At 67.2% G+C, this 15,218-nt stretch carries 15 protein-coding genes; 7 read left to right on the top strand and 8 right to left on the bottom strand.

The window, feature by feature from the left end; all coding sequences use genetic code 11:
* The first annotated feature begins 169 nt into the window (after nucleotides 1–169).
* Nucleotides 170–766: a recombination mediator RecR gene (recR, locus tag NX862_RS17145; RefSeq protein WP_264495158.1), complete on the top strand. Its 597-nt coding sequence runs from the start codon at nucleotides 170–172 to the stop codon at nucleotides 764–766.
* On the opposite strand, the gene NX862_RS17140 is transcribed toward recR, so the two are convergent.
* Both NX862_RS17140 and NX862_RS17135 read right to left on the bottom strand, forming a co-directional pair.
* Nucleotides 763–2,397: a M10 family metallopeptidase C-terminal domain-containing protein gene (locus NX862_RS17140; RefSeq protein ID WP_264495157.1), complete on the bottom strand. Its 1,635-nt coding sequence runs from the start codon at nucleotides 2,395–2,397 to the stop codon at nucleotides 763–765. The genes recR and NX862_RS17140 overlap by 4 nt on opposite strands.
* Before the next feature lie 125 nt (nucleotides 2,398–2,522).
* Nucleotides 2,523–3,263, bottom strand: a complete 741-nt coding sequence (locus NX862_RS17135) for a DUF1013 domain-containing protein (RefSeq protein WP_264495156.1) — start codon at nucleotides 3,261–3,263, stop codon at nucleotides 2,523–2,525.
* 125 nt (nucleotides 3,264–3,388) lie between these two features.
* Here NX862_RS17135 and NX862_RS17130 point away from each other — a divergent pair, with 125 nt between their 5' ends.
* On the top strand, nucleotides 3,389–4,024 hold the full coding sequence (locus tag NX862_RS17130; RefSeq protein WP_264495155.1) for a ribonuclease T2 family protein: 636 nt from the start codon (nucleotides 3,389–3,391) through the stop codon (nucleotides 4,022–4,024).
* Nucleotides 4,025–4,147: 123 nt separating this feature from the next.
* A complete protein-coding gene (gene mscL / locus NX862_RS17125; protein ID WP_264495154.1) occupies nucleotides 4,148–4,576 on the top strand; it encodes a large conductance mechanosensitive channel protein MscL in 429 nt (142 codons plus the stop codon).
* A 74-nt stretch (nucleotides 4,577–4,650) separates the two neighbouring features.
* Here the strand turns inward: mscL and ald are convergent, their stop codons facing one another.
* Complete coding sequence (gene ald / locus NX862_RS17120) at nucleotides 4,651–5,763, bottom strand: alanine dehydrogenase (RefSeq protein WP_264495153.1); 1,113 nt, start codon at nucleotides 5,761–5,763, stop codon at nucleotides 4,651–4,653.
* Nucleotides 5,764–5,905: 142 nt separating this feature from the next.
* Here ald and NX862_RS17115 point away from each other — a divergent pair, with 142 nt between their 5' ends.
* Nucleotides 5,906–6,370, top strand: coding sequence for an Lrp/AsnC family transcriptional regulator (locus NX862_RS17115; RefSeq protein WP_264495152.1), 465 nt, complete (start codon nucleotides 5,906–5,908; stop codon nucleotides 6,368–6,370).
* 4 nt (nucleotides 6,371–6,374) lie between these two features.
* Here the strand turns inward: NX862_RS17115 and NX862_RS17110 are convergent, their stop codons facing one another.
* Entirely contained in the window at nucleotides 6,375–7,175 is an 801-nt protein-coding gene (locus NX862_RS17110; protein WP_264495151.1) for a transglutaminase-like domain-containing protein, read from the bottom strand.
* Between the two features lie 217 nt (nucleotides 7,176–7,392).
* Nucleotides 7,393–7,599, bottom strand: a complete 207-nt coding sequence (gene rpsU / locus NX862_RS17105) for a 30S ribosomal protein S21 (protein WP_168775914.1) — start codon at nucleotides 7,597–7,599, stop codon at nucleotides 7,393–7,395.
* Between the two features lie 105 nt (nucleotides 7,600–7,704).
* Here rpsU and NX862_RS17100 point away from each other — a divergent pair, with 105 nt between their 5' ends.
* Nucleotides 7,705–8,373, top strand: a complete 669-nt coding sequence (locus NX862_RS17100; protein ID WP_264495150.1) for a COQ9 family protein — start codon at nucleotides 7,705–7,707, stop codon at nucleotides 8,371–8,373.
* Between the two features lies 1 nt (nucleotide 8,374).
* Entirely contained in the window at nucleotides 8,375–9,364 is a 990-nt protein-coding gene (locus NX862_RS17095) for an NAD(P)H-quinone oxidoreductase (protein WP_264495149.1), read from the top strand.
* Between the two features lie 86 nt (nucleotides 9,365–9,450).
* Here the strand turns inward: NX862_RS17095 and NX862_RS17090 are convergent, their stop codons facing one another.
* Nucleotides 9,451–10,650: an RNA polymerase factor sigma-54 gene (locus NX862_RS17090; RefSeq protein ID WP_264495148.1), complete on the bottom strand. Its 1,200-nt coding sequence runs from the start codon at nucleotides 10,648–10,650 to the stop codon at nucleotides 9,451–9,453.
* Between the two features lie 64 nt (nucleotides 10,651–10,714).
* On the opposite strand from NX862_RS17090, the gene NX862_RS17085 reads away from it, so the two are divergent.
* The gene (locus NX862_RS17085) at nucleotides 10,715–12,856 is read left to right on the top strand and encodes a slr1591 family oxidoreductase (protein WP_264495147.1); all 2,142 of its coding nucleotides are present in this window, start codon (nucleotides 10,715–10,717) and stop codon (nucleotides 12,854–12,856) included.
* 24 nt (nucleotides 12,857–12,880) lie between these two features.
* Here NX862_RS17085 and mnmH read toward each other — a convergent pair whose 3' ends face one another.
* Both mnmH and argE read right to left on the bottom strand, forming a co-directional pair.
* Nucleotides 12,881–13,906, bottom strand: a complete 1,026-nt coding sequence (mnmH, locus tag NX862_RS17080) for a tRNA 2-selenouridine(34) synthase MnmH (RefSeq protein ID WP_413694586.1) — start codon at nucleotides 13,904–13,906, stop codon at nucleotides 12,881–12,883.
* Entirely contained in the window at nucleotides 13,906–15,057 is a 1,152-nt protein-coding gene (argE, locus tag NX862_RS17075) for an acetylornithine deacetylase (RefSeq protein WP_264495145.1), read from the bottom strand. Before argE ends, mnmH begins: the two co-directional genes overlap by 1 nt.
* Between the last annotated feature and the right edge of the window lie 161 nt (nucleotides 15,058–15,218).

The following is a 15,218-nucleotide window of genomic DNA, read 5'->3' as shown; positions in this document are numbered from 1 at the left end:
TCTGGCCCCCCACTTTTCTGGCGCCCCGCCCCCGGGTTGCGCCCAGCCAGACGGCAAGCCAAAGCCGCAGGGGCGCGCCTTTTCGTCTTTCACATTGGCTCAAATATTCTCGGGGGGTCCGGGGGGCAGAAGGCCCCTCGGCGTCTGGCCCCGGACGCGAAGCCCTGCCATGAATGACACCCGCGACATCGAGGCGCTGATCGACCTGATGGCCCGCCTGCCGGGCCTTGGGCCGCGCTCGGCCCGCCGCGCCGTGCTGGCCATGCTGAAACGCCGCGAGGCGCTGATGGCGCCGCTGGCCCAGGCCCTTGCCACCGTGGCGCTCAAGGCGCGCGACTGCCAGACCTGCGGCAATATCGGCACCCAGGACCGCTGCCCGATCTGCGCCGACGCCTCCCGCGCCACCGGAGAGCTGTGCATCGTCGAGACCGTCGCCGATCTTTGGGCGATGGAACGCTCCCGCGCGTTCAAGGGGCGCTATCATGTGCTGGGCGGCACGCTGTCGGCCATCGACTCTGTCGGCCCCGATCAGCTGCGCATCCCCGCCCTGCTTGACCGCATCCCGACCGAGGGCATCACCGAAGTCATCCTCGCCCTGAACGCCACGGTCGAGGGCCAGACCACCGCCCATTACATCGCCGACGCGCTAGAGCCGTTGAACCTGCGCCTCACCTCACTCGCTCAGGGCGTGCCGATCGGCGGAGAGCTGGATTACCTGGACGATGGCACCATCGGCGCGGCGCTGCGGGCCAGACGCGGGGTCTAGCCGAACCGCGTCACGATATGGCCCTCCAGACCGAAGACCGAGGTCAGGCCCAGCACATGCAGCTCTTGCACGCCGAAATCCAGCACGACATGACCGGCGCGCAACAGGGCGAATTGCGCCACGATCTCGGCATGGCCCAGGGCCGCCCCGCCCCACAAATCGGCATCCAGTGCCAGCACATCCAGCGCATTGTCGAAATCCGTGACCCAGTCGCTGCCATCGCCCTTGTCAAAGACGAAACGGTCCGCCCCAAGCCCCCCGGTCAGCGTGTCATTGCCGATCCCGCCGTCCAAAGTGTCATCGCCCTGCTTGCCCGTCAGCCGGTTGGCCAGACCATTGCCCAGGATCAGATCCGCCCCCGCCCCCCCCACGGCATGTTCGATCGACACCCCCAGCGCAATTGACAGATTGCCGCGATAGCCGCCCACATCCGAGAACCGCCCCGCCGTCAGGTCGATCTTCTGCGCCTGGGAAAAGCCCGACAGATCAATCGTATCGACCCCCGCCCCGTCCCAGATGCACAGCAACGGCGCCTTGTTGACCGCAAAGTCATAGGGACCGCCCATGGTCGCATTGAACCCATAGGTCGAATTCCCCGCCCGGGCCGCATAGCTTGCGCCATAAAGCCGCTGCAGCGCCAGGATGTCATGCATCATCAGCGTGTCAGGCATCTTGCGCGGGGCATTGGGCTCGGTCGCCCAGGCGTCGAAATAGCTCATGACGGTGTATTGTGTGCTGTCCTGGGCATATTGCGCATGGGTCCGATAGGTGATGACCTCGCCCGGGGCGGCGTTGTAATCGCCGGGATGGTCCAAGCCAAGGGCATGGCCCATCTCGTGCAAGATGGCGAAATGCGCATAGCTGCCGCGGGGCAAGGCGGTCTGCGAGATCGAGTCGTTGTTCAGCCAGACATCCCCGTCCTCTGACGCCGCAGCCCGGCTGCCGGGCAGGTTTGCATAGGCCCCCGCCCCATCGGTCTGCGACCAATAGGCGCCGATGCGGATCGTGGCCTCTGCCCCCGCGACCTGCTGAAAGCGCACCCCCGAAACCTCGGCATAGGCGTTCAGCACCTGCACCACCGCGGTTTTTTGCGCCGCGGTCAGGGTGGCGAACTGCGCCCTGTCACCGCTGGCATCATAGGCCGGGCCCGCGGTCACATAGCCCCAAGTCACCGTCGCGGCCTGCGCCGGCGCAGCGGCCCAAGAGCCCCCCTCGCGCAGCAGGGCGCCGGCCGCGGCCTCGGGTGCCAAGGAGGCCATGGTGCCCACCACGACCGAGGCCGCATAGGCCCCCGTAGCCCCGCTTTGATGCGAGATCACCTCCAGGAAATAGCTGCCCCCGCGCGGCGGCACATAGGTGAACAGCGCCGAAAGCCCCGGCCCGCCGTCCTCGTCCCCGAACAGCGCCGCCCCGCTGGCATCGCGCAGGACCAGCCGCGCATCGACCAGGCCCAGACCCAAAGCGCCCAGCCCCATGACGGCAAAGGCATAGGATTGCCCCGCCACCAGCGAGATCCGGACCCAATCCGACTGCCCCGTGCCCAGACTGCCACGGAACACATCGCCCACCGCCATGGCATAGGTGGTGGACAAGCCATCGGCGGCATCGGCACTTTCAAACAAGACGGCCAAGCGGTTCTCCAGCAGGCAGTTGCGTGCCTTGAAAACAGCACAGGCCCCCGCCCGTTTCCAACCGCCAACAAAGTTAATGCCGGGCGAAGTGCCCGGCATTCATGTCGAATTCCGCTAAAAGACGATCAAAGATCGTCGTCGTCCTCGTCGTCGCCATCATCCTGCGGCAGGTTAAAGAAGCTTTCGGCGTCCGAGTAATCGGCGGGCTTCTTGGGTTCTTCTTGCGGCCGGGTAAAGGCCTCAAGCCCCGAGGGCATCCGGGCCTCTTCGCCCATCGACAGGGATTGTTCGGTCGACACCAGCTTGCGACGTTCGTCGTCGGTCATCACCACGCCATCGCCAGCCTTTTTGCGGGCGGCGGCCTGGACGGCGGTGTCCAGTTCCGACTGGCGGCAGAAGCCCAGCGCGACCGGGTCGATCGGCGAGATATTGGCCATGTTCCAATAGGTCCGCTCGCGGATGGCAAGGATCGTCGGCTTCGTGGTGCCCACCAGCTTGCCAATCGCGCCATCGGTCAGCTCCGGGTGGAACTTGACCAGCCACAGGATCGCGGCCGGGCGGTCCTGACGCTTGGACAGGGGCGTATACCGCGGCCCGCGACGCTTTTCCTCGCCGACGGCGGCGGGGTTGAACTTCAGCTTCATCCGATACAGCGGATCGGCCTGGCCCTTTTCGATCTCGCCGTCGTCCAACTGGTTGTTGCCGACCGGATCAAAGCCCTTGACCCCCGTCGCCACGTCGCCATCGGCAATCCCCTGCACTTCCAGCTCGTGCATCGAGCAGAAGTCGGCGATCTGCCGGAAGGTCAGCGTCGTGTGTTCCACCAGCCAAACGGCGGTCGCCTTGGCCATAAGCGGTTTGGACATCGGATCACTCCTTTACAAATCTCTCCCGCGCCGGGAAAACGGCTGCGACCGGGGCCGCGACTTTCTCGTTTTCGGGGGGAAGTCCGGGGCCGTATACCTGATGAAAAGCCCAAGGGGAAGCGGAAATGCGTGTGATACTGGCCCTGATCGCTTGGGTTTTTGCCTTTCCCGCATGGGCGGATGGCGAAAAGGCGGGGGATTTCGACTACTATGTGTTGTCGCTGTCCTGGTCGTCCTCGTGGTGCGCGGAAACCGGCGATGCCCGCGACGATCCGCAATGTGACGCGGGGCGCGGGCTGACCTTCATCCTGCACGGGCTTTGGCCGCAATATGACGAGGGCGGCTGGCCGTCCTATTGCCGCACCGATGTGGCGGATGCGACCCGGGCCGAAACCGCCGCCATGGCCGATCTGATGCAGTCGCAGGGTCTGGCCTGGCACGAATGGAAGGCGCATGGCCGCTGTTCGGGCCTGTCCGCCCGCGCCTATTTCGCCGCCGCCCGCAAGGCCTGGCAGGGTCTGACCATCCCCCCGGTCTTTGGCCGCGTCACCACCCCCCTGCAGGTCCCGCCCTCGGTGCTGGAGGAGGCTTTTTACGAGGCCAACCCCGCCTTGCCCAAAGGGTCGATCACGCTGTCTTGCGGCGATGGCCGGATCGAGGAGGTGCGGCTGTGCCTGACCCGCGACCTGTCGCCCCGCCCCTGCGCCCCCGATGTGGCGGCTTGCCGGATGAAAACTGTGACCCTGCCGCCTCTTCGGTAGTCATTCTTGGGCGGTGGAAGAAATTTCACTTCACGGCCCGGCGCATTGCGCCAAAGAAGGCTACAATCCGGGAGCCAACCCGGTTTTTGCAGCGGTATTGCCGCAGGATAAGGGAACAGTGACATGATCAAGGAATTTCGGGACTTCATTGCCAAGGGCAATGTCATGGACCTCGCCGTCGGTATCATCATCGGTGCCGCCTTCACCGCCATCGTCAAATCGCTGGTCGACGACCTGATCAACCCGGTGATCGGCCTGATCGTCGGCAGCGTCGACTTTTCGAACCTCTATGTCGTCTTGACCGGCAATGCCGTGCCGGGCGCCAGCCTGACCGCCGCCCGCGAAGCCGGCGCCGCCGTCTTTGCCTATGGGTCCTTCCTGACCGCCGTGATCAACTTCCTGATCATCGCCTTTGTCGTCTTCTTGCTGGTCAAGTCGGTCAACAAGATGAAGGAAGCCGCCGTCAAGAAAGAAGCCGAGGCTCCCGCCGCGCCGGCCGGCCCGACCGAACTGGACGTCCTGCTGCAGATCCGCGACTCGCTGCAGAAATAAGCCTTCCCCATGGAAAAGGCCCCCGGAGCGATCCGGGGGCCTTTTGCGTTTCGGCGCGCAAGCACGCCCTTCGCTTACATATCCAAAGCCTCCGCCGCCGGGATCGTCGGCAACCCCAAGGCAACCCCAACCGCCGCATAGGTCAGCTTTCCGGCATGGGTGTTCAGCCCGGCCAACAGGTGCTTGTCCTCGGCACATGCCTTTTTCCAACCTTTGTCGGCCAGCGCGAGCATGAAAGGCATGGTCGCATTGCCCAAAGCCAAGGTCGAGGTCCGCGCCACCGCGCCGGGCATGTTGGCAACGCAGTAATGCATGATCCCATCGACCGCATAGATCGGGTCCTGATGCGTCGTCGCATGGGACGTCTCGAAGCAGCCGCCCTGGTCAATCGCCACATCGACCAAAGCCGCACCGGGCTTCAGCAGTTTCAACTGGTCCGCGCGCAGCAGCTTGGGCGCCGCAGCCCCCGGGATCAGCACCGCGCCGATGATCAGATCGGCTTCCCGCGCCAGCTCCAAGGTCGTGGCCGCATCGGCAAAGGCGTTCTTGAACTGCCCGCCAAAGACGTCATCCAGATAGCGCAGCCGGTTGACCGACCGGTCCAGCACCGTGACATCCGCCCCCATCCCCGCCGCGACCTTGGCCGCATGGGTGCCGACAACCCCACCGCCGATGACCAGCACCCGCGCCGGCAGAACCCCCGGCACGCCGCCCAGCAGCACACCGCGCCCGCCATTGGCCTTTTGCAGCGTCCAGGCGCCGACCTGCGGCGACAGGCGCCCCGCGACCTCCGACATCGGCGCCAGCAGAGGCAAGCCGCCGCGATCATCCGTCACCGTCTCATAGGCGATGGCCGTAACGCCCGAGGCCAAAAGGTCCGCCGTCTGCTCCGGATCGGGCGCCAGATGCAGATAGGTGAACAGCACCTGCCCCTTGCGCAGCCGCTTGCGTTCGGCCGGTTGGGGCTCCTTGACCTTGACGACCATATCGGCGGCAAAGACGTCATCGACCGCGCCCATCTGGGCCCCCGCCGCCACATAATCCGCATCGGTAAAGCCCGCGCCGATGCCGGCCTGGGTTTCCACCACCACGGCGTGACCCCGGTTCACCGCCTCGCGCACGGCAGCGGGCGTCATGCCGACGCGGAATTCCTGCGGTTTGATCTCTTTCGGGCAACCGATCTTCATTTCGCTCTCCTGATGGGGGGCCAACCCCTGATGGGATCAGCTTGGCGCAGATTTTCGCATCAGGTTTTGAATTCTGGCTGGCATGTCCGCGCGTTTTCGGGAAATCCTTGCGTCAAGCGACACTTGGACGAAAGATCCTCCCATGCTGGAAGCCCTTGACGCAATCGACCGCCGCATCCTGGGGGTGCTGCAAAAGGATGCCCGTGTCACCAATGCGGAACTGTCCGAACGGGTGAACCTGTCGCCCTCGGCCTGTCACCGCCGGGTGCAGCGGCTGGAAGAAGAGGGTTACATCGCCGCCTATGTGGCCCTTCTGGACGCGCGCAAGATGGGCAAACCCACGACGGTTTATGTGGAAATCACCCTGCAATCGCAGGCCGAAGACCTGCTGGACGCCTTCGAACGCGAGGTCGCCAAGGTCCCCGACGTGCTGGAATGTCACCTGATGGCGGGCTCGGCCGATTACCTGATCAAAATCATGGCCGAAGACACCGAGGACTTCGCCCGCATCCACCGCCGCTATCTCGCCCGCCTGCCCGGCGTGCGCCAGATGCAAAGCAGCTTTTCCTTGCGGACGGTTGTGCAGACGACGGCCTTGACGGTTTGACGGTTCAGACCTGATCGGCCCAGACCGCGAATTTCTCCAGCACATGCGGCCCAAAAGAGTGGATCAAGGGCACATCCGCCGCATCGCGCCCATGGGCCACGACGATCCGCCCGATCCGCGGCTTGTTGTTGCGCGGGTCAAAGGTGTGCCAGCCGCCCTCAAGATAGCACTCCATCCAGGCCGCGAAATCCATCGGCCCCGTCACGGGAACCCCGATATCGCCCAGATAGCCGTTCACATAGCGCGTCGGAATGTTCATGCAGCGGCAGAGCGTCACCGCCAGATGGGCGAAATCGCGGCAGACGCCGGTTTGCTCTTGCCACCCCTCATAGGCCGTCCGCGTCACGCGGGCGTTCATATAGTCAAAGCGGATGTGGTTGTGGACATAGTCGCAGATCGCCTGAACCCGAGGTTGCCCCGGGGTGACAGTGCCGAACATGTCCCAGGCGAATTGCGACAGGCGGTCGGTCTCGCAATAGCGGCTGCCCAGAAGGTAAAACACCACATGGTCGGGCAGATCGGCCACCGGAACCTCGCGCAGATGGGCGGGCACGGTGTTGGGCAGGTCAGAGGTCTCGATCGTGCAATCGGCGCGCAGGCGGAACAGCCCTGCCGGCGCCACGACGCGGCGACAGGTGTTGCCGAACATGTCACGGTAAGACCGCGTGGGCACCGAAGGCATCGTCTCGACCGCGCCCTGGATGCGCAGATCGTCGCGGGCCTCGTCACGGACCGACATCATGGTGATCAGCGGCGTATCCTGCGGACAAGAGACGGTGATGTCATAGCCATAGCGGATGAGCATGGGGGCGCGGACCTTTCAGAGCCGTCGCAAGGGCGCGACAGATCAGCCTTAGGCGCAAAAGCCCCGCTTGGCGCTAAAGAATGATGCGGCGCGCCCTTTATCCGCACGCTGATCGGCCAAATTGCCCTCAGGCGGGCAAAGGCGCGGTCAAAAACAAACCCCCGGCCTTTCGGTCGGGGGCTGGCTTCGGGGATCGCTCCCCCAGCTGTGTAACGGCTTACATACCGCCTTCGCGCTGAAGCTTCTTCCGGGCGAGCTTACGCGCGCGGCGGACAGCTTCGGCTTGTTCCCGGGCCTTCTTGACGGAAGGCTTTTCGAAATGTTGCTTGAGCTTCATTTCGCGGAACACACCTTCGCGTTGAAGTTTCTTCTTCAGAGCGCGGAGGGCCTGTTCGACGTTGTTATCACGAACGCTGACCTGCATGTGGTTTTCACCACCTTCCTAAGCTAGAGTTGCACTGATTGTGCAGGCAGGGGCCGCATAGCAGTCAAAGCCCCGCTTGTCCACCTTTGTGCAAGAGGCCACCCGATGGAAAACGCCGAAACCCTGCAACGCCTGGTCGATGCCGCCCTGGCACATGTGGTTTTCGATGGCTGGGGGCCGGCGACCCTGCGCGCGGCGGTGGCCGATTCGGGGGTCGATCCCGCCCTGGCCCATGCGCTTCTTCCGCGCGGGGGGCTGGACCTGGCCTTGGCCTGGCATCACCTTGGCGACGCGGAACTGGCGCGCCAACTGGGGTCTGAGGACCTGACCGCGCTGCGCTTTCGCGACCGGGTGGCCCATGCGATCCGGGTCAGGCTGCAGCTGTCCGACCGTGAGGCCACGCGGCGGGCAACGGCGCTTTACGCCCTGCCGCAGAACGCCGGGGATGGCGCGCGGGCGCTGTGGCACACCGCCGACACGATCTGGACCGCGCTTGGCGACACCTCCCGCGATGTGAACTGGTATACGAAACGCGCGACGCTTTCGGCGGTTTACGCCGCGGTGGTGCTGTATTGGCTGGGCGCGCCCGAGGATCTGGACGACTTCATCGACCGCAGGATCGAGGGCATCATGGCCTTCGAGAAGACCAAGGCGCGGATCAGGGAAAATCCCCTGGCCAAGCTGCTTCTGGCTGGTCCGCTAAAGCTTTTGGAAAGGGTTTCTGCGCCACAACCAGCCGAAGATCTGCCCGGATTTGTCAAGAAAGGCGCCTGAGATGAGCTTGTCGAATGCCATGCTGGCGATGGAGATTTCGTCCCATGGCGGGCCGGATGTGCTTTATCCCTGTTCGGTGCCGGTGCCGGTGCCAGGCCATGGCCAGATCGTGATCCGCCTGGCCTATGCGGGCGTGAACCGGCCCGATGTGCTGCAACGCCAGGGGCTTTATGCGCCGCCGCCCACCGCCTCGCGCCTGCCCGGGCTGGAGGGGTCGGGGACCGTGGTCGAAACCGGCCCCGGTGTGACGCGCTGGAAGATCGGGGATCAGGTTTGCGCGCTGCTGCCCGGGGGCGGCTATGCGGAATATGCCGCCTGCCACGAAAGCCACGCCCTGCGGGTGCCGCGCGGCCTGTCGCTGCGCGAAGCCGCGGCCCTGCCCGAGGCGGCCTTTACCGTCTGGTCCAATGTCGTGATGCGCGGCGGGCTGCGGGCCGGAGAGAAATTCCTTGTCCATGGCGGGTCCTCGGGCATCGGGACCATGGCGATCCAGGTCGCGGCAGCCTTGGGCGCCCGGGTTTTCACAACCGTCGGCGCGCCGGAAAAGCAGGCGGTGGTGCGCGGTCTGGGGGCCGAGCAGGCGTGGAATTACCGCGCCGACCCTTGGGGGTCTGATGCGAAAAAGCTGGGGATGGACCTGATCCTGTGCATGGTGGGCGGGCCCTATATCCAGCCGAACCTGGCCGCTTTGGCCGATGACGGGCGCCTTGTGCAGATCGCCTTTACGCTGGGCGCCAAGGCCGAGGTGAACTTCTCCGAGCTGATGATGCGGCGGCTGACCTTTACCGGCTCGACCTTGCGGCCGCAGTCGGACCTGGCCAAGGGGCGGATCGCGGCAGAGCTGGAGACCCATCTTTGGCCGCTGATCGAGGCCGGCAAGGTCCGCGTGCTGATCGACAGCGAATTCCCCCTGACCCAGGCCCCCGCCGCCCATTGGCGGATCGAGGCGCCCGGCCATATCGGCAAGATCGTCATGAAGGTCGAAGAGTAAGCCCCAGGCCCCGCACCGCCCAGCACCACCGCCTCCGAAAGGTCGCTTTGGTGCCACGGCGTAGCCCGGGGTATACCCCGGGGCTCTCAGCGCCGCCCCGAGGCCGGGGGAAGGCCCAGCTCTTCGCGGTATTTCGCCACGGTGCGCCGGGCGATGCGGGCGCCTTCCCCGGTCAGCAGATCGGCAATCGCCTGATCGCTCAGCGGCCGCGCCTCGGTCGCAATCAGCGCCGCCACCCGCGCCCGCAGCGCCGCCGCCGACACCCCGCCCATATCGCGCGAAAACAGCGCGCGCAGCCACCAGACCCCCGAGGGCGTATCGACCGAGGTCCCCGCCACCACCCGGCTGACCGTGCTTTCCGCAAGCCCCAGCGCCGCCCCGACCTCGGCCATGGTCAAGGCCACCAGGTCGCCGCCCGCCAAGGCCGCCTCTTGCCGCCCCAGCACCTCGCGCGCGACCCGCAACAGCGTCGCATTGCGCGCCGACACCAGCCGTTCCAGCCCCTTCAGCGCCGAGGTCGCAGCCTTTCCCGCGCCCTCGGCCAAGGAAAGCCCCGGCAGCGACGAGCCCGAAACCTCCAGCACCCCACCGCGCAAAACCAAATCGGGCTCCCGCAGGGGGGGCGCCGCGCGGTCGTCGAAACTGGCGCCGGGCTTGGGGTTCATCGTGCGGATGGTGCGAAACCGCCGCAGGACCTCGGCTTCCTCGACCGCAGCCAGCGCCGCCAAAGCCGCGAAATCGGCCCGCGCCAGCAGGTCCAGACGCGACAGGATCAGGGCCATGACCGGGTCCAGAACCCCGGCCTCGGCCGCCTGAAGCCGCAGGCAATCGGCCAGGTCGCGGGCAAATATCCCTGTCGGCTCAATCTCTTGCAACTGCACCAGCACGGCATCGACCGCAACGACCGGCACGCCCAGGTCGCGCGCGACCGCGGGCACCGACCGTTCCAGCCAGCCAGCCGGCCCCAGCGCCTCGGCCAGGGCCAGGGCGATGCGCCGCGGCGCGGCCCCCTTGATGCGCAAGTCGATCTGCCCCAGCACATGCCCCATCAGCGACGAGGTCGCAGGCGCCGCGATCTCGCCCTCGAACACCCCGGTCCAGCGCGGCAGCCAGTCGCGCGGCATCGGCGGCCGGACCACAAGGCCCGGAACCTCGGCCGCCTGTTCCTCCAGGTGGCGGGCCAGGGCGGGACCGTCCATCCGCAGGACCTGAATGGCGGTGTGCAGCCCGGTGGTCAGCTTTAACCGCAGGCTTTGGCGGACTTCGATGCGGGGGCGTTGCGACATGGGACAGGACTAGCGCCCGCAAAGGCCTGTGGCAACGCCCCCGGCTTGGCGATAGGGTTGGCGGATGCAGAACTTTCAATCCGACCTGCCGCTTGTCCAGGATCTTGTGCTGATCGGTGGCGGCCATGCCCATGCCCTTGTCGCCCGGGCCTGGGCCATGGCGCCCCTGCCCGGCGTGCGCCTGACGCTGATCAACCCTGACCCCGTGGCGCCCTATACCGGCATGTTGCCCGGGCTGATTGCGGGCCATTACCGCCGGGACGAGATCCTGATCGACCTGGTGCGGCTGGCGCGGCTGGCCGGGGCGCGGCTGATCCTGGACCGTGTCACCGGGATCGACCTTGCGGCGCGGCGCATCCATCTGCAGGGCCGCCCGGCCATCGACTATGACCTGGCCTCGATCGACGTGGGCATCACCTCGGACCTGGCGGGGCTTGCGACCCATGCGGCCAAGCCGCTGGGCGCCTATGCCGAGGCCTGGGAGCGGTTTGTGGCGACGGCTCCGGCCCAGGCGCGGGTGACGGTGATCGGCGCGGGGCTGGGCGGGGTGGAACTGGCCTTGGCCTCGGCCCATCGCCTGCCCGGCGCCCAGGTGACGCTGGTCGACCGCGCCCCGCCCTTGCAGGGTCAGCCGGGCCGCGAGGCGCTGTTGGCCGAGCTGTCACGCGCCGGGGTGCGGTTTTTGCAAGGCGTCCCGGTCGAGGCCCCGCCCGGCGCCTTGCGGCTGGCCGATGGCGGGCTGATCGGGTCGGATTTCACGCTGTCGGTGGCGGGTGGGCGTCCCCAGGCCTGGCTAACGACGACGGGGCTTGCCCTGGAAGCGGGCTTTGTGACGGTGGATGCGCGGCTGCAGACCTCGGACCCTGCGGTCTTTGCGGTGGGCGATTGCGCGCATATGCCCCATGCGCCGCGGCCCAAGGCGGGGGTCTTCGCGGTGCGCGCGGCGCCGGTGCTGTTGGCCAATCTGAAAGCGCGGTTGACGGGGGACGCCTTGCGCGACTTTCACCCGCAGCGCGATTACCTGAAGCTGGTGTCCTTGGGCGACCGGCGGGCCCTGGCGGTGAAATGGGGGATGGCGGCGCGCGGCCCGGGGCTTTGGCGGCTGAAGGACCGGATCGACCGGCGCTTCATGGCGATGTTTGACCAGGGTCCGGTGATGAAGCCGCCCGCCCTGCCGCCCGTGGCAGGCTTGGCCGAGGCGATGGGGAACCGCCCGCTGTGTGGCGGCTGCGGCGCCAAGCTGGGGCCGGGGGCGCTGGTGGCCCTGCGCGCCGCCCTGCCCGCGCCCGCGCGCCCCGAGGTCCTGTCCGGTCCGGGCGACGATGCGGCCGTGCTGAGGGTGGTGGGCGGGGTGCAGGTCCTGACGACCGACCATCTGCGCGGGTTCACCCATGACCCCCGTCTGATGGGGCGGCTGGTGGCGGTTCATGCCCTGGGCGATGTCTGGGCCATGGGCGCGCGGCCTCAGGTGGCCTTGGCGCAGATCACCTTGCCCCGCGGATCAGAGGCGCTGCAAGCCCGGATGCTGGCCGAGGTCATGGGCGGCGCGGCCGAGGTCTTTGCCGCCGCAGGGGCCGATGTGGTGGGCGGCCATTCGGCCCAAGGCGCCGAGCTGGTCGTGGGCTTCACCGTCACGGGCCTGGCCGAACGCCCCGTGACCAAGGGCGGGGCGCGGGTGGGCGATGTGCTGGTGCTGACCAAGCCGCTGGGCTCCGGGACGATCCTGGCCGCCGAGATGGCAGGCCTGCGGGTGCCGGGCCTGATGCTGGGCGAGATCGTGGCAAGCTGTTGGGCCGAGATGGCCAAGGACCAGGCCCGGGCCTCGGAGGTGCTGTCAGCCCATGCCCATGCGATGACCGATGTGACGGGCTTTGGCCTGGCCGGGCATCTGATGGAGATGCTGGAGGCCTCGGGCCTGGCGGCGCGCATCCGGCTGGATGCCCTGCCGCTGATGCCGGGCTATGAGGCCCTGGCGGCACTGGGGGCCGGGTCCTCGCTAGAGCCCGCCAACCGGGCGGCGCTTTTGGGGCGGATCACGGGCGGGGACCTGACGACGCCGCGGGCGGCCGCCCTGTTCGACCCGCAGACCTGCGGCGGGCTTTTGGCCGCGGTGCCCGGGGCCTTGGCCGACCGTGTGGTGCAGGCCCTGGGCGCGGTGGTGATCGGCGAGATCGTGCCCGGGGCGCCGGGGATTGCGCTGGAATAGGCGGGGCTGGACTAGGCGGGCCCGTCACAGCACCCGCGGGAACTCGGCTGCAAGGCGGTCAAGCGCCGGGGCGTCAAGGCTTTCGGTCTGCAAGGTCAGGGCCGGCGGGGCGCTGCGCTCGCGGTGCTTTTGATAGCGCGGGTCATAGTGGTCGCGCATCAGAGCCTCGGCCAGGGGCGGAAAATCGCGCGCCTCGGCCAGGGTCTGCCAATCGGCAATCGTCTCGCGGGCATGCCAGGGGCGCAGATGCTCCAGCGTCTGGATCAGCCGGGCGGGGTCGGCGGTGATATCGGCATAGGCCCCGGTCAGCCAGGCGGCGCGGGCCGCAAGCGGGGCCGCGATCTCGACCCTTGGGGCCACGCGCATCGCGGCCCACAGCGGCGCGGGCAGGCGCAGGTTGCCGACCTTGGCGCTTTCGGCCTCCAGGATCAGCGGACGGGCCGGATCAAGCCGCGACAGCTGCATGGCCAGGGCACATTCAAACGCCTTCTGGCTGGGCTGGGCGCCCTGACCGCCAAACAGGCTGCCGCGGTGGTTGGCCAGACCTTCCAGGTCGATGACCTGATGGCCCAGGGCGGCCAGCCGCGCCAGAAGCGCCGTCTTGGCCGTGCCGGTGTTGCCGTCCAGAAGGATGACCTTGGCCGTGACGGGCTGATTGTGAACCTGTTCGACGACCAGCTTGCGCCAGGCCTTGTAGCCGCCCGAGATGGTCTCGACCCGCCAACCGATCTGGCTGAGGATCAGCGCAAAGCTGCCCGACCTTTGCCCGCCGCGCCAGCAATAGACCAGGGGCCGCCAGCCGCCGGGCTTGTCCATCAGATGCGCCTGAATATGGGCCGCGACATTGCGCGCCACCAGCGCCGCACCGATCTTGCGGGCGGTAAAGGGGCTTTCCTGCTTATAGATCGTGCCGACTCGGGCGCGTTCGGCGTCGTCCAGCACCGGCATCGACACCGCGCCGGGCAAATGATCCTCGGCATATTCGGCGGGCGCCCGGGCGTCGATGATCTCGTCAAAGCCGGTCAGGTCGGAAAGGCTGTTAAGTGTGATCACAAGCCTGCCTCTAGCCGGTCAAGCAGCTTGGCCAAGATGGCCTCGCAGCGGGTCATCTGGTCCAGCGTGACATATTCGTCGGGCTTGTGGCCCTGCGCCATGGAGCCGGGGCCGCAAATCACGGTGGGGATGCCAAGCCGGGCGTCGAACAGGCCGCCCTCGGTGCCGAAGGCCACCTTGATCGTGCCATTGGCCCCGGTCAGCGACTTGACGAAATGGACCACCTGCGCCTCCGATTGCGTGCCAAGGCCGGGGTAATCCCACAGCCGTTCGATGCGGATCTCGGCCTCGGGGAAGTCGGGATAGGCCGCCACGATCTGCGCGGCCCGGGCTTTCAGCCTGTCGATGATCACCGCCGGATCGTCGCCCGCCAAAGAGCGGATCTCGAAGTCCAGCACGGCCTTGTTCGGCACGATATTGACCTGCACGCCGCCCGACATCTTGCCGACATGGACGGTCGTATAGGCCACGTCGTAATCGCCGTCCTTCAGGCCATGGGCGGCAATCTCGGCCTGTTCGGCGCGCAAGGCCCCGATGAATTCCGCCGCCAGATGCAGGGCGTTCAGCGCCAAGGGGGCCAGCGCCGAATGACCCTCGCGCCCGATGCAGGTGGCCCGCAGCGCGACCTTGCCCTTGTGGCCGGTGGCGACCTGACAGCCGGTCGGCTCTCCGACGATGCAAAAGCGCGGGCGCTGGGGGGCGGCCTCCAGCAGGGTGATCAGCGAACGCACCCCCATGCAGCCGATCTCTTCGTCATAAGACAGCGCCAGGTGCAGCGGCGTCTTCAGCGGGCGCTGTTTGGCCGCGATCATGGCGGCGATGGCTGCGGCGCAAAAGCCCTTCATGTCGGCGGTGCCGCGACCGTAAAGCCGCCCCTCGGCCTCGGTCAGTTCAAAGGGAGGCCGCGTCCAGGCCTGGCCCTCGACCGGGACGACATCGGTATGGCCCGACAGCATGACCCCCGCCCCCGGCCCGGTAGAGGCGTAAAGGTTCGCCTTGCCGCCCGCAGGATCGGGGATCAAGGTGGCCTCGATGCCATGTTGCGCCAGAAGGCCCAGGACATAGTCCATCAGCGCCATGTTGGGGTTGGAGCTGACCGTGTCAAAGCCGATCAGGCGGGCGAGGATCTCGCGGGTCAGGGCTTGCATCGGTCGTCTCCTGGCGCCTTGGGCGTTCGGCTCTGTGTTACGCCCAGGCGGCGGGGCGCTGCAAGCCTGCTTGCGACAGGCGACGCGCGCGGGGCGTTGCGGTCGCCTTGGCGGCCTGCGGGTCCTTGATCATGCAGCCCCAGCGGCCTGCGGGGCGGCTT

Origin of the sequence: Stagnihabitans lacustris, assembly GCF_025950525.1 — a bacterium.
GTDB lineage: Bacteria > Pseudomonadota > Alphaproteobacteria > Rhodobacterales > Rhodobacteraceae > Stagnihabitans.
The sequence above is the reverse complement of the archived record's forward strand: the minus strand, read 5'-3'. Positions and strand labels throughout refer to the sequence as shown.

Excerpts from the sequence above, each read along its gene's own strand:
- rpsU (WP_168775914.1), bottom strand. The coding sequence starts at position 7,599 with ATGCAGGTCAGCGTTCGTGATAACAACGTCGAACAGGCCCTCCGCGCT.
- NX862_RS17130 (WP_264495155.1), top strand. The coding sequence starts at position 3,389 with ATGCGTGTGATACTGGCCCTGATCGCTTGGGTTTTTGCCTTTCCCGCA.
- NX862_RS17090 (WP_264495148.1), bottom strand. The coding sequence starts at position 10,650 with ATGTCGCAACGCCCCCGCATCGAAGTCCGCCAAAGCCTGCGGTTAAAG.
- NX862_RS17135 (WP_264495156.1), bottom strand. The coding sequence starts at position 3,263 with ATGTCCAAACCGCTTATGGCCAAGGCGACCGCCGTTTGGCTGGTGGAA.
- NX862_RS17100 (WP_264495150.1), top strand. The coding sequence starts at position 7,705 with ATGGAAAACGCCGAAACCCTGCAACGCCTGGTCGATGCCGCCCTGGCA.
- NX862_RS17085 (WP_264495147.1), top strand. The coding sequence starts at position 10,715 with ATGCAGAACTTTCAATCCGACCTGCCGCTTGTCCAGGATCTTGTGCTG.
- recR (WP_264495158.1), top strand. The coding sequence starts at position 170 with ATGAATGACACCCGCGACATCGAGGCGCTGATCGACCTGATGGCCCGC.
- ald (WP_264495153.1), bottom strand. The coding sequence starts at position 5,763 with ATGAAGATCGGTTGCCCGAAAGAGATCAAACCGCAGGAATTCCGCGTC.
- mscL (WP_264495154.1), top strand. The coding sequence starts at position 4,148 with ATGATCAAGGAATTTCGGGACTTCATTGCCAAGGGCAATGTCATGGAC.
- argE (WP_264495145.1), bottom strand. The coding sequence starts at position 15,057 with ATGCAAGCCCTGACCCGCGAGATCCTCGCCCGCCTGATCGGCTTTGAC.
- NX862_RS17115 (WP_264495152.1), top strand. The coding sequence starts at position 5,906 with ATGCTGGAAGCCCTTGACGCAATCGACCGCCGCATCCTGGGGGTGCTG.
- NX862_RS17095 (WP_264495149.1), top strand. The coding sequence starts at position 8,375 with ATGAGCTTGTCGAATGCCATGCTGGCGATGGAGATTTCGTCCCATGGC.
- NX862_RS17110 (WP_264495151.1), bottom strand. The coding sequence starts at position 7,175 with ATGCTCATCCGCTATGGCTATGACATCACCGTCTCTTGTCCGCAGGAT.